Origin of the sequence: Nonomuraea sp. NPDC049309 (assembly GCF_043196965.1) — a bacterium.
Classification (GTDB): Bacteria; Actinomycetota; Actinomycetes; order Streptosporangiales; family Streptosporangiaceae; genus Nonomuraea; species Nonomuraea fastidiosa.
Map to the genome: position 1 here is coordinate 1,275,630 of NZ_JBICSH010000002.1, position 13,309 is coordinate 1,288,938.

Consider the following 13,309-nt stretch of genomic DNA (forward strand, 5'->3'; position numbering starts at 1 on the left):
GGCGCGTCGCGTCAAAGAGTTCCGGCGAGCGGGTTCGGCAGCGTGATCCAGCGGTCGCCCGCGCCCTCCATGCGGGCGAGCAGGTGGGCCTTGGCCGGGAGCCGTTCACCGAACAGCGCGGCCCGGTCGGCGGCCGGCAGCGACCCGGCCGCGTCGCGGGCGGCTGCGGCCACGACCTGCCACAGCTTCGCCTCCGCGGCCCTGTCGCCCTGCCCGAAGGCGGAGATCAGGCTGCCGAACGTGGTGCCGATCAGCGAGCCGAACAGCTTCGCGTGCAGGACGGCGGGGTCGTCGTTGAGCAGCCGCGCGCTCACCGGCGGGGTCTTGATGCCGTGCCGGGCGAGCCTTTCGGGACTGATCCTGATGTCGGCGAGATCGCGGTAGATCAGCCGGTACGGCCGGCCGCCGCCGTCCAGCGCCACCAGCAGGTTCTGGCCGTGCGCCTCCATGGCGATCCCGCAGGCCAGCATGCCGAGGGCCGACTCCCAGGCCAGCCGCGCGAACGCGGCCAGCCACGCGACGGGCTCTCGCGCGACCGCACAGAGCGCGGGCGACAGGTCGCCGGATGATGCGGGGCCGGATGATGCGGGGCCGGTCGGTGCGGGGCCGGAGAACGCGGCGATCGGCGGGGTGGGGCCGGGCGATGCCGGTTCCCCGCGTTCGGCGAGAGACCGCGCGGCGAGGGAGCGGACGGCGAGCGCGAGTGCGGCGACCGGGAGGACGGCACCCGCGCCGGTCCCCGGTTCGGGCGCGGGCGTGGGGTCGCGGAGCATGATCGACACGTCGGCGCTGGGCCGCCCGCCGGCCGGGCCGGCCGCGCCCGCCAGGTAGCGCGCGATGCGCAGCCCGCCGCCGCAGCGCGCGGCCACCGTGGTGAGCAGGCCGGACAGGGGCACGCAGTCGCGCACGGAGCCGGGGGAGATGTCCCTGACATCCGAGGTCATGCGGGTCGAGAAGGCCGTCTTGAGGTGCGGGCCGCCGTCGAGCGGGGCGAGCGTGCGTACGGACATGAGAGGACGCGCGGGAATCACCCCGGTCGCCTGCGGCCGCAGCCCCAGCCCGGCGAGGACATGCTCGCTCTGCCACGGATGCACGGGCAGCAGCAGCCGGTCGCCGTCCCTGAGAAAGTCCGGCCACGGACCGGTGACGAGGCAGTCGCGGGCGGGCACCGCCAGCAGGTCGAGGCGGACGATGGGGCGGTGCTCGGGCATGTACGCGAGCTGCTCGGCCACCGACACCCCCGGCCGGTTGCGGCAGCCCGGATGGTAGGGATGCCCGTCGATCACGGCCTGCTCGTGCTCCTCGGGCGTCGCGGCGGGCCGGTCCGGGGCTCCGGCTCTGGAGAGCGCGAGCGAGGCGACGCTGTTGTCCAGGTCCGCGATCAGGGCGGCGGTGCCGGGCAGGGCGAGCGCTTCGAGCAGCGCCGCCGGGTGGGTGTGCGGGTGCCCGTCGAGGTGCAGTACGGGCTCGTCCCGCACGTCGTACGGCCGCCGCTCTGGCCCCGTGAGCTTGCGCCCGCCGGCGAGCACCACGCACCCGTGCCCGGCCGCCGACAGGCCCGGCAGCGGCTCGTACAGCAGGCTCCGCCACAGCCGCCCCATGACGGCGGCCCGCGCGCCGGGCAGCGCGGCGGCGTACCGGCCGGACAGCTCGGGCCGTACGCGGGCCAGCTCCCCGGCGAACTCCGCTTCCACCGCCCTCATCACGGCCCCCATGGTCTCCGCCCTTCCCCGTCCCCAACCCGCTGGCTACCCCGTGGGCTCCAACGGGACCAAAAGGGTAGGAGTACGGTCGCCATGGCGACTACCGACGACCTCCCTCCACCCGCCGGCCCGCCGAACGACCTCGCGGGCCCGGCCGACGTCCCCGCACGCCCCCGGGCCCACCCCACCACCCCACGACCCCAGCCTGAAGACCGGCGGGACGGGCGCGCCGGTCCGCCGCATGGGGGTGTGGGGGCGGGGGTCGCGTCTGCCGGTGGGGCGTTCGAGTCCGCGGGGGTGCGGGGCGAGCCTGAAGGGCGGCGGGACGGGCGCGCCGGTCCGCTGGACGGGGGCGCAGGGGTGCGGGCCGGGTCCGTTGGCATATCCGGTGAGCGTGCCGGTCCGCAGGGTGGGGACGTGGCTGAGCGGGCTGAGGGGATGGCGGTTACGGCGTTGCTGAGCTGCCTGATCCGGGAGGTGGCCGAGCCCGCGGGGCCGCAGGCGTACCGGTTGCCGGCCACCGGGCGGGTGCTGCGGGCCGGGGGCGGGCGGCGGCCGCGGGCGCCGATGCTGCGCGACGGCGGCGGATGGCGGGCGCTCGGGCTGGCCGAGCTGGTCGAGGTGGCCGCGGACGAGCTGCGGGCGAGCACGGGCGCGGGCAACGACGTGCTGCCCGCCGAGATCCTGCACAGCCGCGACGTCACGGCGGCCCTGCTGGCGGCCAGGCGGGACACGGCGCCGCCCGCCGACCTGTACCTGCGTTCGGAGCAGGCGCTGATGGCGGGCCACCCGTACCATCCCGCGCCCAAGGCGAGGGGCGGCGGAGGGGCGCAGGCGTGGCTGCCGTACTCGCCGGAGGCGCGGGCGAGCTTCCCGCTGACGCTGCTGGGCGTCCCGGAGGACGAGCTGATCGAGGTGGGGGAGGCGAGCGCGCTCGACCGGCTCGGTGGGACGCGGGAGGCCGGTCTGGTGCCGCTGCCCGCGCATCCCTGGCAGGTGGAGCTGCTGGGCGGCCTGCCGGAGCTGCCCGTGGTGGGCCGTACGACCGAGCATGCGGTGGCCACGGCCTCGATCCGCACCGTCTACCTGCCGGAGCCGGACCTGTTCTGCAAGTTCAGCCTGGACGTGCGGATCACGAACGACATCCGCCGTCTGTGGCTGCACGACCTGCGTCACCTCCCGGTGGTCGCGGCCCTGCTCGAGGCGGCCTTCGACGACATGCCCGCGCATCTGCCCAGGCCGGCGCTGCTGCGCGACCGCGGCTACCGCAGCGTGGAGCTGGGCGGCGACGGCGGCGAGGCGCTGGCGGTGATCGTCCGCGACGGGCTGCGCGAGCACGTACGCCCGGGGCTGACGCCGCTGCTCGCGGCCGGGATCGCGGAGGGTTTCCCCGGCAATCCGCTGGACGGTCTGGACGCCGGAGGGGCGCTGCTGTGGTGGCAGCGTTACCTGGAGCACGTCGTGCCGCCGGTGCTGCACGCCTACCTGCGGCACGGGGTGGTGCTCGAATGCCATCTGCAGAACGTGCTGGTCGCGGTGGACGCGGCCGGGCTGCCGGGGCAGGCGCTGTTCCGTGACTACGAGGGCGTCAAGCTGGTCGCGGGGCGGCACGCGGGCAGCGGAGGGCCGCTGCTGGGCGAGCGGCGGGCGTGGGAGCGGCTGGTCTACTGCCTGGTGACGAACAACCTGTGCGAGATCGCGGGTGCGCTGGCCGAGCGGCATCCGGGGCTGCGGGCGGAGCTGTGGTCGCGGGCGAGGGCGGTGTTCGCGGTGGCGGCGAAGGAGTACGGCGATCCGCCGGAGCTGCGCGAGCTGTCGGCCGCGGCGTACGTGCCGGCCAAGGCCAACCTGCTGCTGCGCTGGCTGGGCGACGACGGCGCGGCCATGCGCTGGGTGAACGTCCCCAATCCGTTGCGACTCTTTACAGCATAAGCTATTGTCGCCGGACAATCCTTTACGGCGTAACGAGTCAGGGGAGGGGCGCCATGGCGAGGGCGACGCTGCACGACGGCCGGACGATCGAGGTGGAGGTGCACGGATCGGGGCCTGCCGTGCTGCTGCCCGTCGATCCACATCCTGTGGAGGGCGAGCAGGCAGAGGAGATGCGCAAATGGGGCAACGACCCGGCACTCGGGCGCAACCTCATCGACGGGCTCGCCGGAGACTTCCAGGTGGTGGCCTTCGACTACCAGGGTCACGTGATGGAGCACCCCAAGCCGGACACCCTCACCCCCGAGAACGTCGCCCGCGACTTCCTGGCCGTGGCCGACGCGGCGGGGGCCGAGCGGTTCGCGTACTACGGGTACTCGTGGCTGGCGCTCAGCGGGCTCCAGCTCGCCGTGCGCACCGACCGGCTCTCCGCGCTGGCCATGGGCGGGTTCCCGCCGTACGGGGGGCCGTACGCGGAGATGCTGAAGGTGACGACGGCGACGTACGAGCTGGCCACCGCCCCCAAGGCCGAGCCGGCCGCGGCGGACGACGACGACCCCTGGTCCTCGGCCGCCGGTCTGCCGAGCGAGGAGCAGGCCCGGCAGTTCGTCACCCTCTACGAGAACCTGCAGGACTTCGACGACACGAAGGTCCGGCTCGCGTGCCCGCGCCTGTGCTTCGCAGGCTCGTCCGATCAGATTCGGTACGACCAGAAGTGGGGCGGCGTGACCGTGGACATCGGCGGCCCGCTGGTCCGGCACCGCGCCGAGCTGGCCGAGCGGGGCTGGGACGTCGAGGTGCTCGACGGGCACGATCACATGACCGCGATGCAGCCCGCCGCCGTGCTCCCGGTCCTGCGCCCCTGGCTGTCCAGGGTGCTCACCGGCTGAGACTCAGGGCAGCAGGCGCATGCGGCCGATGATGGCGGTCGTGGAGTGGTCGGGCAGGTAGCCGAGCACCCGCACCTCGCCGCCCAGCGCCCGCACGAGCGGCGCCTCCGGCAGCATCTCGGCGGTGTAGTCGCCGCCCTTCACATACAGCTCGGGGCGGATCATCCGCAGCAGCCGCTCCGGGGTGTCCTCGTCGAACTCGGTCACGTAGTCCACGAAGGTGAGCGCGGCCAGCACCGACATGCGGTCCTCGCACGGGTTGACCGGCCGCCCCGGCCCCTTGAGCCGGGCCACGCCGGCGTCGCTGTTCACCGCCACCACCAGCACGTCGCCGAGCCGGCTCGCCTGCTCCAGATACGACACGTGCCCCCGGTGCAGCACGTCGAAGCAGCCGTTGGTGAACACCACCCGCTCGCCCCTGCGCCGGTGCTCGTCCAGCAGCTCGGCAAGCCGCTCGGCGGGCTGCACGCTGCCCTCGTGGCCCTCCTGGCGGCGCAGGGCGCGCAGCAGCTCGTACCGGGTGCAGACGGCGGTGCCCTGGCGGCGCACGACGACACCGGCCGCGGCCTGCCCGGCCCGCGCGGCCTCCTCGGGCGGCGCGCCGCCGGCCAGCCAGAGCGCGAACGCCGCCGTGAACGTGTCGCCCGCGCCCGTCGCCATGTGCTGCGGCGCGGGCTGGGCGTAGGTCCGGTAGGGCGGCCGCCCGGCCCGGTGCAGCAGCGTGCCCTCGCCGTCCAGGGTGGTGACGACCATGCGCGCGCCGGTCAGCTCGAGGAGCTGCTGGGATCTGGCCGTCAGGTACGCGGGCCGGTCGCCGGTCTCGTCCTCGTCGTCGAGCAGCCTGACGACCTCGGCGAAGTTCGGCAGTACCGCGTACGGGCCGCACTCCCGCCACGGGGCCACCGCGTGCGCGTCCACCACGAGCAGCGGCAGCCCGGCCAGGGCCTTGCGCACGGCGGGGGTGCAGACGCCGCCCCCGTAGTCGCAGGCCACGACCACGTCGGCGGCCGGCAGGGCGTCGCCGAGCCGGCGCAGCAGCTCGCGCTCGGCCGCCTCGGGCAGCTCGGCGTGGTCCTCCTCGTCGTAGCGCGCGGTGAGCTGGCCGCTGGTGACCAGCCGCCGCTTGTGCGCGGTCCGCCGGCCGGGCACGGTCACCAGATCGACGCCGACGCGGTGCAGGCGCAGCGCCTCGACGAGCTTCGCGCCGCACTCGTCGTCGCCCACGACGCCGACGAGCCGGACGTCCGCCCCGAGCGCGGCCAGGTTGGCGGCGGTGTTGGCGGCGCCGCCGGGGGCGTCCTCGGTGGATTCCAGGCTCATGACGGGCACCGGCGCTTCCTGGGCGAGGCGCTTGGCAGAGCCGTGGAGCCACGAGTCGAGCATCGCGTCACCGACGACCACGGCGCTGACGATCTTGTCTGTGCCCATGAGTGGCGAGTACCAGCACAAGCGCCGTTCAAACCCGGCATAAGGGAAGTTAGGCGCGATAGGGGGCGGGTAGCCAGGCCGCTATGCAGGGCCCAGGAGACCTCGATGTGCTCGAGGACGCCGGTCGGGGTGCACCGTCCGGCTCCGCGGCCGGCGCGGGTCCGGGTGCGTCACCCGGTCTCGCGATGGACGCGGGGACGGTCGAGGGCGTGCGGCGGATCGCGGTGCTGCGGGCCAACGCGCTCGGCGACTACCTCATGGCGGTGCCGGCGCTGGAGGCGCTCAAACGCGCCTACCCGGACGCGGAGCTGACCCTGCTCGCCACGCCGTGGCACGCGACGTTTCTCAAGGGGCGTCCCGGGCCGGTGGACGACGTGGTGGCGCTGCCGCCGATCACCGGCGTGTCCACGTACGACAAGGGCCACACCGCCCCCGACGGGCTCTACGACGAGCTGCGCGACCGGCGCTTCGACCTGGCGGTGCAGATCCACGGCGGCGGCCGCTACTCCAACCCGTTCGTCAGGCGGCTGGGCGCCAGGGTGACCGCGGGGCTGCGCGCGCCGGGGGCCGAGAGCCTCGACCGGTGGCTGCCGTACATCCACTACCACCACGACACGTTGCGCTTCCTCCAGGTCGCGGCGCTGGTGGGCGGGGTGGGCGGCGGACTGGAGCCGCGCATCGAGGTCACCGCGGCCGACCGCGCCGAGCTGGCCCGCACGCTCGGCCTGCCGCCCGCCGGGCTGGTCGCCGTGCATCCCGGCGCGCGGGACCCGCGGCGGCGCTGGCCGGTCGAGCGGTTCGCCGAGGTCGCCGACCGTACCGGCAGGCCCGTCGTGGTGACCGGCACCCGCGCCGAGGAGGACCTGGTGGCGGGCGTCATCGCGGCCATGCGGCGGCCCGCGATCCCCGTCGTCGGCGTGCTCGGCATCGGCGGTCTGGCCGCCCTGTACGAGCGCTGCGACCTGCTGATCTCCAACGACACCGGCCCGCGCCACCTGGCGGCGGCCGTCGGCACCCCCACGGTGGGCGTCTACTGGTGCGGCAACCTCATCAACGCGGGCCCGCTCAGCCGGGCCGCGCACCGGCCGCTGATCTCGTGGACCACGGCCTGCCCGGCCTGCGGCGCCGGCGGCGTGGACCCCGCGGCCGAGCGCTGCCCGCACGAGGAGTCATGGGTGCGCGACGTGACGGTGGACATGGTGGCGGAGCAGGTCTACGACCTGCTCCACGGAACTCCGGGGGAGAGCGGATGACGGACCACGTGGTGCTCGACGAGCTGCGCAAGGCCATCGACGAGGCGTTCCAGGGGCGCGAGCGGGTCGCGCTGAGAGAGGTGTACGCGCAGGCGTCCCGGCACGTCGGCCTGCCCGCCGACCTGCTCGGGCACCTCAACGAAGTGCCGGAAGGCGCCTACGACAGGCGGGAGCTGACCGAGGCCATCAACGCGGTGATCAGGCGCAGGGGCGAGCAGGACACGCTCGGCCTGCTGGAGGTGCCGAGGCAGCGGGCCGCGGAGGACCAGCCCGTACGGGACCACCTCGGCTCCACGGACGATGACGATCCGGACATCATGCGATAACCGGACATCATGCGATAGGTCGCATAGCAGCGCGGCCGCACGGCGTCTGCAAGGGTGACTGTCGATTCCCTTGGAGGTGACCGTGGACGCCGCGGACGAGCCACTGTTCCGCGAGTTCGTCGCCGAGCGTTCGCCTGCCCTCATGCGGCTCGCGTTCCTGCTGACCGGCGGGGACCAGCATGCGGCCGAAGACCTGGTGCAGACGGCGCTGGCGAAGCTGGCGGGCAGGTGGCGTCAGGTGGCGGCACCGGAGGCGTACGTCAGGCAGACCATGTACCGCCAGCAGGTGAGCTGGTGGCGGGCGCGCGGGCGCAGGCCCGAGGTGGTCCAGCCGACCCTGCCCGAACGCGCGGCCCGTGACGCCCACCATCAGAGCGAGCTGCGCATGATGCTGCGCTCCGCCCTGGCCAGGCTCACCGCCCGGCAGCGGGCGGTGCTGGTGTTGCGCTACTTCGAAGACCTGCCGGAGCAGGAGGTGGCGCGGGTGCTGGGCTGCTCCGTCGGCAACGTCCGCAGCACCGCGCACCGGTCGCTGGCCCGGCTGCGCGAGATCGCCCCCGAGCTGGCCCAGGAGATGAAGGAGGTGGCCAGGTGAGCAGGTTGCTGAGCGACACGTTCGACGAGTGGGCCGACGAGGTCAGGGTGCCGCACGACCTCGCCGACCGGGCGCTGCGCGGCAGGCGTTCCCGCTGGCTGCCGCTGGGCGCCGCGCTGCTGGTCGGCGCGATGATCGCGGCCGTCGCCCTGTTCGTCGCCGTACGGCAGCAGCCCGACGTCCGTCCCGCCCAGGGCGTGGAGCTTCCCGTCCGGCCCTCGCCCGCGCCCACGGACGTGCGCACCGACACCGAGAACGTCCCGCCGGCCAGGCTCATCACCGCCGGGAACCTGGCCGTGTCGGCGTACTACGAGACCACCAGGGAGAACATCGAGGACGGCACGCAGGACGGCATGGTGCGCGAGCGGCGGACCTGGTCGGTGTACGACCCGGCGAGCGGCGGTTACGTGCGGACCCCGTACGCGTGGGTGGACGTCGCCCCCGGCCTCCAGGTCGCGGCCGTCATCGACGGCGACCTCATGGGCAACCGGGTGGGCGTGCTCGACCTGAACACCCGGAGCATCCTCGCCTGGTACGAGCTCGACCACGACGTGGCCGCGGTCGCCTGGTCGCCGGACGGCACCAAGATCCTCGCCACCGCGTACTCGGCCTATCCGGACGTCTTCGAGCCCGAGAAGGGGCAGCCCGGCCGGCTCAAGCCGCAGACGCGCAGCCCGCGCACCGGCTATTACGTCATCGACGTGCCGGCGGGCACGTACGAGTACCGCGAGCTGGCGCCGCTGCCGGCCTCCGGCCAGTCCACCATCACCCGGCCGCGGACCGCGGGCCGCACCTACCTTGCGCCGCCCGAGGCGAACGCCCGCCAGGACCTCTACTGGAGCCTCGACGGCGAGCTGATCTGGACCTCCACGATCAGCAGGGGCGACCGCGTCTGGTACACGATCGACGGCCGCGAGGCGGACGCGCCGGAAGGACAGCGCTACGTCAGCCGCTCGCGCCATTCGGCGCTCTCGCCGGACGGCCGCCTGCTGCTCGGCCCCGACGGGCTGCCCACGAAGATCACCGACGTCGAGACGGGCAAGGTGGCGGGACGGCAGCGGGTGCTGCGGCTGCTCGCCTGGGCCGACGACGACCACGTGATCGCGCTCGGCTGCGCGGGCAGGTGCGAGAACGAGTTCGACAACGGGTTGGTGCTGGTCAGCGTGGACGGCTCCGAGGTGACCCGGCTCGCCGCCTACACCGACAACCAGCAGAGCCGCCCTTGGGAGTGGGTCCTCACCCCCAGATAGCATTTTTGACCGGTCGGTCTCGATACTGCTAGCGTCACGTCCGTGGCAAGGACCAAGGAGTTCGACCCGGACGTGGCGCTGCAGCGCGCCCTGGAGCTGTTCTGGGAGCGCGGCTACGAGTCGACGTCGGTGAACGACCTCGTCGAACGGCTCGGCGTCGCCAAGGCGAGCATCTACGCCACGTTCGGCGGCAAGCGCGAGCTCTACATCAAGGCGCTCGACCGCTACCTGCGCCGGCGCGACGTGATCGGCCCGCTCGCCCAGCCGGGGCCCGCGGTGCCCGCCGTCCGCGCCTTCCTCGACTCGTACGTGGCCACCTGCCTGGCCGACGAGCTGCGGCGGGGCTGCATGGTGGTCAACTCGGCCGTCGAGTTCGCCTCCCGGGACCCCGGCGTGCTCGCGAAGGTGGCGGCGAGCTGGACGGAGCTGGAGACCGCGCTGGCCGGCGCGCTCACCAGGGCCCGCGCCCAGGGCGAGATCCCCGAGAGCAAGGACCCGCAGGCGCTGGCCAGGTTCCTGCTCGTGCTGCTGCAGGGGCTCCAGGTGCTCGCCAGGGCCGACCCCGACCCGCGCCGGCTGCGCGACGCGGTCGATCAGGCCATGGCGGCGGTGCAGATCTGAGAGGCCCCCGCCCTGTGGAGGCCGGCCCACGCGGTGGCGGTGCAAGCGAATTCGAGAAGACCGCGGCCCCCGGCCCGCGCGTCAGGGCGACGCGGTCGATCGGGCCATGGTGACAGTGCAAGCGATTTTAGAACGATTGGTATGGAATAGTGGTGCGACGGTTCGAGGGGAAGGTCGCGCTCGTCACGGGCGCGAGCGGAGTCGTGGGGCGGGCTTCGGCCCTCGCGTACGCCGGGGAGGGCGCGGCGGTCCTGGCCGCGGGCCGCGACGAGGCCGGTCTCGCCGAGCTGGTGAAGGAGATCGAGGGAAGCGGCGGCCGGGCGAGCGCGTACGCCGTGGACATCACCGACTCGGCCTCGGTCGCCGGTATGGTCGAGGCCGCCGCCACCCGTTACGGCCGCCTCGACGTCGCGCTCAACGCGGCCGGCGTCTTCGGCGCGGTCGCGCCGCTCGCCGACTACGACGAGGACACCTGGGACGACGTCATCGCGGTCAACCTCAAGGGCGTGTTCCTGTCGATGAAGCACGAGATCGCCTACATGCGGGCCCACGGCGGCGGCGCCATCGTGAACGTCGCCTCCAACCTCGGCGCGCACTACCGGCGGCCAGGCGCGGGCGCCTACGTCGCGTCCAAGGCCGCCGTCAGCCACCTGACCAGGACCGCCGCCCGCGACCACATCGCCGACGGCGTCCGTATCAACGCGCTCAGCCCCGGCCCGATCGACTCGCCCATGTCCCTGCGGCCCGGTGAGACGCCCGAGGAGCGCGCCGCCCGCATGAAGACGGCGCTGCCGATCGGCCGGGTCGCCACGCCCGAGGAGATCGCCGCCGCCGCGCTCTGGCTCTCGTCGGACGAGTCGAGCTTCGTGGTCGGCACCGACCACGTCATCGACGGCGGCGCCACCGCCTGACCCGCTCAGTCCGCTGACGGCGGGTTGCGCGGGATCGTGACGACCAGGCTGTAGCGGTTCTCGAGCACGCCCATCCAGGCGATCACCGGGCGCCGCTGCCCGTCCCAGGCCATGGCCAGGCCGTAGCCGAGTCCGTGCTCCATCCGGGCCACGGGTGTGCGCGTGCAGCGGGTGGCCCGGCAGACGGCGAGGACCAGGTGCTCGCGGTCGACGTCCTGGTAGGCGACGACGGCGCGGCCGGACTCGTCCAGGAGCAGGGCGGGAGGCAGGTTCCCCGGGTCGGGGCCGGACAGGATCGTCATGTCGGACTGCGAGCACCACGGGTTACGGCAGTCCAGCAGCCGGATCGAGCCGTCCGCCGGGTCGCGGTAGGCGATGACCGGGCGGCCGTCTTCCCGGACCGCCAAGGCCGCTCCGGCCCGGGACTCGATGGGGGCGGGCCGGTCGCCGTCGACGAGACGCTCGATGCGGGTCCGGTCGCATGAGTCGTCGGTGCAGGTGATGAGGGACATGGCTCCGCCGCGCTCGTCCAGGCGGAGCAGGACCGGGTTGCCGCCGCGGGTCATGGAGAGCAGAAGGCCCCGTCCGCGGTCGTCGAAGGGGCGGGTGGGGAAGCGGGCGAGTTCCTTCGTGGTGCGCTCGGTGCAGGCGAGGTCAGCGCAGCGGATCAGCCGGATGATCTCACCGTCGGCGGAGGCGGGTGCCGGGCTCACGTGGGCGACGGCGAGGCGGCCGTCGGGGTGGGCCGCGACGGCGGCGAGTGCCGTCCGCTCGACGTCCGCGATCGGTCCGCCGGTGGGAGCGCACCCGTACGCGTCGCAGAGCAGCAGCCTGAGCCGGTATCGCTCGATGCCGGTGCTGCTCCAGGAGGTCAGGACCAGCCGGCCGCCCACCAGGCGGGCGGCGGAGACCAGCGCCCGATCGTGCACGCCCCATGGCTCCGCCCGTGTGTGATCGGTGTGGGTGCAGTCCGCGTCCCGGCAGGTCAGCAGGGCGGCCCGGTGGTCGGAGTCCATGAGCATGACCATGTTCCCGTCCTGGCCCGCGTGGATGGAGCGCAGGTCGCCCATGTACACCTCCGATGCGTGGCCGCCGTCGCCATCCTGCTGATCGTCGGTGACGGCGGTCTGGGTGACTTCCAGCCAGCCGAGCGGGTTCGTCGCGTGGACGGCGCCGTAGACGAGGCCGGGGGCGAGCAGGGCCGCGAGCACCGCGACGGGACGGGCGCGGCCCGCGGGCGCGTCCGGGAGGGCGGCGGCGACCTGCGCGAACTCGGCGGGCGTGCTGCGGATCGCGAGGCGGTGCAGGTAAAGGCGGGCGATCACGGTCGCCTGGACGGCCGGAACGAGCAGTCCCAGGGCGGTGGCCAGCCCCGTTCGGAGCAGCGGCGTCCCGGACAGCGCCCACTGCGCGCCCTGCTGCACCGCGCCCGGCACGACCAGCACGCCGAACGCCAGCGTGAAGCCGCACCACCAGTAGCCGCCGTTGTACGGCCCGACCGTCCTGGCGAGCCCGGCGGAACGCCGGATCGCGGCGCCCGCGGAGCGACCCTCGAACAGCACGACCGGTAGGGCGAGCAGCAGCGGCAGCGACAGCAGCGCGAGCGGGACCATCACCGCGAAGGCCCCGAAAAGCTGCTCGGTCGCCACCAGCATGCCGAACCCGGCCGCCACGATCGCCGCGAAGACGAGCGCGCCGATCAGGGCGAGCGCCAGGAGCGCGGGCAGCCGCCGCAGCGCCGCGAGCATCGCGGCCTCGGCCGTGACGGGACGGCCGAGCAGCAGGCCCGTGGCGAGCACCGCCGTCGCGGGCACCACCACCAGCGCCTGACCGGCGGCCGAGAGCGTCAGCGTCACCGCCGACACCGCGAGCAGGCCCGTCGTGGGCGTGCCGAACAGCACGAACTCGCCGTTCACCAACGCCGCCGTATCGTGCACGACGAACGCGAGCGCCGCCGAGGTGAGCGCGAGGATCGGCAGGAACACCACCAGCGCGGGCAGCACCAGCCGGAACAGGTGCCGGGCCGCCGTCCGCAGGCTGTGCCAGAGCACCCAGTTGTCCCGCATCGCGGTCAAGGCGGTGGCGGCCGCGTCGTGTTCGGCGTCCGTGTGCGGTGTGGTCTGCGGCATGGCGGGCCTTCAGGGGTGGGGGATGTCGCCTGACGGCCGTGAGCGTAAGCCGGGGGAGATGTCTGGAACGAGGCGATCGTCCGGGTCGGTATCGGTTCGAACCGGCCCGGCGGGCAGGACCGTACACGGCAGACGGCCCGCACGCGGAAGGTACGGCCCGCACGCGAAAGGCCCCACCTGCGAAAAGGCCCCGCGCGCGAAAAGGTGCGGCCCGCACGCGAGAGACCCGCATGCGAAAAGGTACGGCCCGCGCCCGGGAGGTAGCGGGCGCGGG

At 74.0% G+C, this 13,309-nt stretch carries 11 protein-coding genes; 8 read left to right on the top strand and 3 right to left on the bottom strand.

The window, feature by feature from the left end; translation table 11 throughout:
- Nucleotides 1-11: 11 nt before the first annotated feature.
- Complete coding sequence (locus ACGFIM_RS19920) at nucleotides 12-1,703, bottom strand: IucA/IucC family C-terminal-domain containing protein (protein ID WP_393202210.1); 1,692 nt, start codon at nucleotides 1,701-1,703, stop codon at nucleotides 12-14.
- Nucleotides 1,704-2,120: 417 nt separating this feature from the next.
- Here ACGFIM_RS19920 and ACGFIM_RS19925 point away from each other — a divergent pair, with 417 nt between their 5' ends.
- Both ACGFIM_RS19925 and ACGFIM_RS19930 read left to right on the top strand, forming a co-directional pair.
- Nucleotides 2,121-3,635, top strand: coding sequence for an IucA/IucC family protein (locus tag ACGFIM_RS19925; protein WP_393202212.1), 1,515 nt, complete (start codon nucleotides 2,121-2,123; stop codon nucleotides 3,633-3,635).
- 53 nt (nucleotides 3,636-3,688) lie between these two features.
- Nucleotides 3,689-4,522, top strand: coding sequence for an alpha/beta fold hydrolase (locus ACGFIM_RS19930; protein WP_393202214.1), 834 nt, complete (start codon nucleotides 3,689-3,691; stop codon nucleotides 4,520-4,522).
- A gap of 3 nt (nucleotides 4,523-4,525) precedes the next feature.
- Here ACGFIM_RS19930 and rfaE2 read toward each other — a convergent pair whose 3' ends face one another.
- Nucleotides 4,526-5,950 carry a D-glycero-beta-D-manno-heptose 1-phosphate adenylyltransferase gene (gene rfaE2 / locus ACGFIM_RS19935; RefSeq protein WP_393202216.1) on the bottom strand — a complete coding sequence of 475 codons (1,425 nt, stop codon included), beginning with the start codon at nucleotides 5,948-5,950 and terminating at the stop codon, nucleotides 4,526-4,528.
- 185 nt (nucleotides 5,951-6,135) lie between these two features.
- On the opposite strand from rfaE2, the gene ACGFIM_RS19940 reads away from it, so the two are divergent.
- From ACGFIM_RS19940 to ACGFIM_RS19965, 6 genes are all read left to right on the top strand, one after another.
- A complete protein-coding gene (locus ACGFIM_RS19940) occupies nucleotides 6,136-7,203 on the top strand; it encodes a glycosyltransferase family 9 protein (protein WP_393202218.1) in 1,068 nt (355 codons plus the stop codon).
- Nucleotides 7,200-7,529 (top strand): hypothetical protein, encoded by a 330-nt coding sequence (locus ACGFIM_RS19945; RefSeq protein WP_393202220.1) that lies wholly within the window; start codon nucleotides 7,200-7,202, stop codon nucleotides 7,527-7,529. Before ACGFIM_RS19940 ends, ACGFIM_RS19945 begins: the two co-directional genes overlap by 4 nt.
- Nucleotides 7,530-7,611: 82 nt before the next feature.
- On the top strand, nucleotides 7,612-8,124 hold the full coding sequence (locus tag ACGFIM_RS19950) for a SigE family RNA polymerase sigma factor (protein ID WP_393202222.1): 513 nt from the start codon (nucleotides 7,612-7,614) through the stop codon (nucleotides 8,122-8,124).
- Nucleotides 8,121-9,374: a hypothetical protein gene (locus ACGFIM_RS19955; protein ID WP_393202224.1), complete on the top strand. Its 1,254-nt coding sequence runs from the start codon at nucleotides 8,121-8,123 to the stop codon at nucleotides 9,372-9,374. The genes ACGFIM_RS19950 and ACGFIM_RS19955 overlap by 4 nt, the downstream gene beginning before the upstream one ends.
- 42 nt (nucleotides 9,375-9,416) lie before the next feature.
- Nucleotides 9,417-9,995, top strand: coding sequence for a TetR/AcrR family transcriptional regulator (locus ACGFIM_RS19960; protein WP_393202226.1), 579 nt, complete (start codon nucleotides 9,417-9,419; stop codon nucleotides 9,993-9,995).
- 152 nt (nucleotides 9,996-10,147) lie between these two features.
- A complete protein-coding gene (locus tag ACGFIM_RS19965; RefSeq protein ID WP_393202228.1) occupies nucleotides 10,148-10,906 on the top strand; it encodes an SDR family NAD(P)-dependent oxidoreductase in 759 nt (252 codons plus the stop codon).
- A 5-nt stretch (nucleotides 10,907-10,911) separates the two neighbouring features.
- Here the strand turns inward: ACGFIM_RS19965 and ACGFIM_RS19970 are convergent, their stop codons facing one another.
- Entirely contained in the window at nucleotides 10,912-13,035 is a 2,124-nt protein-coding gene (locus tag ACGFIM_RS19970; RefSeq protein WP_393202230.1) for a hypothetical protein, read from the bottom strand.
- Nucleotides 13,036-13,309 lie beyond the last annotated feature (274 nt).

What these genes read in the sequence shown, in the direction of transcription:
- ACGFIM_RS19920 (WP_393202210.1), bottom strand. Translation starts at nt 1,703, where the DNA reads ATGAGGGCGGTGGAAGCGGAGTTCGCCGGGGAGCTGGCCCGCGTACGG.
- ACGFIM_RS19930 (WP_393202214.1), top strand. Translation starts at nt 3,689, where the DNA reads ATGGCGAGGGCGACGCTGCACGACGGCCGGACGATCGAGGTGGAGGTG.
- rfaE2 (WP_393202216.1), bottom strand. Translation starts at nt 5,950, where the DNA reads ATGGGCACAGACAAGATCGTCAGCGCCGTGGTCGTCGGTGACGCGATG.
- ACGFIM_RS19940 (WP_393202218.1), top strand. Translation starts at nt 6,136, where the DNA reads ATGGACGCGGGGACGGTCGAGGGCGTGCGGCGGATCGCGGTGCTGCGG.
- ACGFIM_RS19945 (WP_393202220.1), top strand. Translation starts at nt 7,200, where the DNA reads ATGACGGACCACGTGGTGCTCGACGAGCTGCGCAAGGCCATCGACGAG.
- ACGFIM_RS19970 (WP_393202230.1), bottom strand. Translation starts at nt 13,035, where the DNA reads ATGCCGCAGACCACACCGCACACGGACGCCGAACACGACGCGGCCGCC.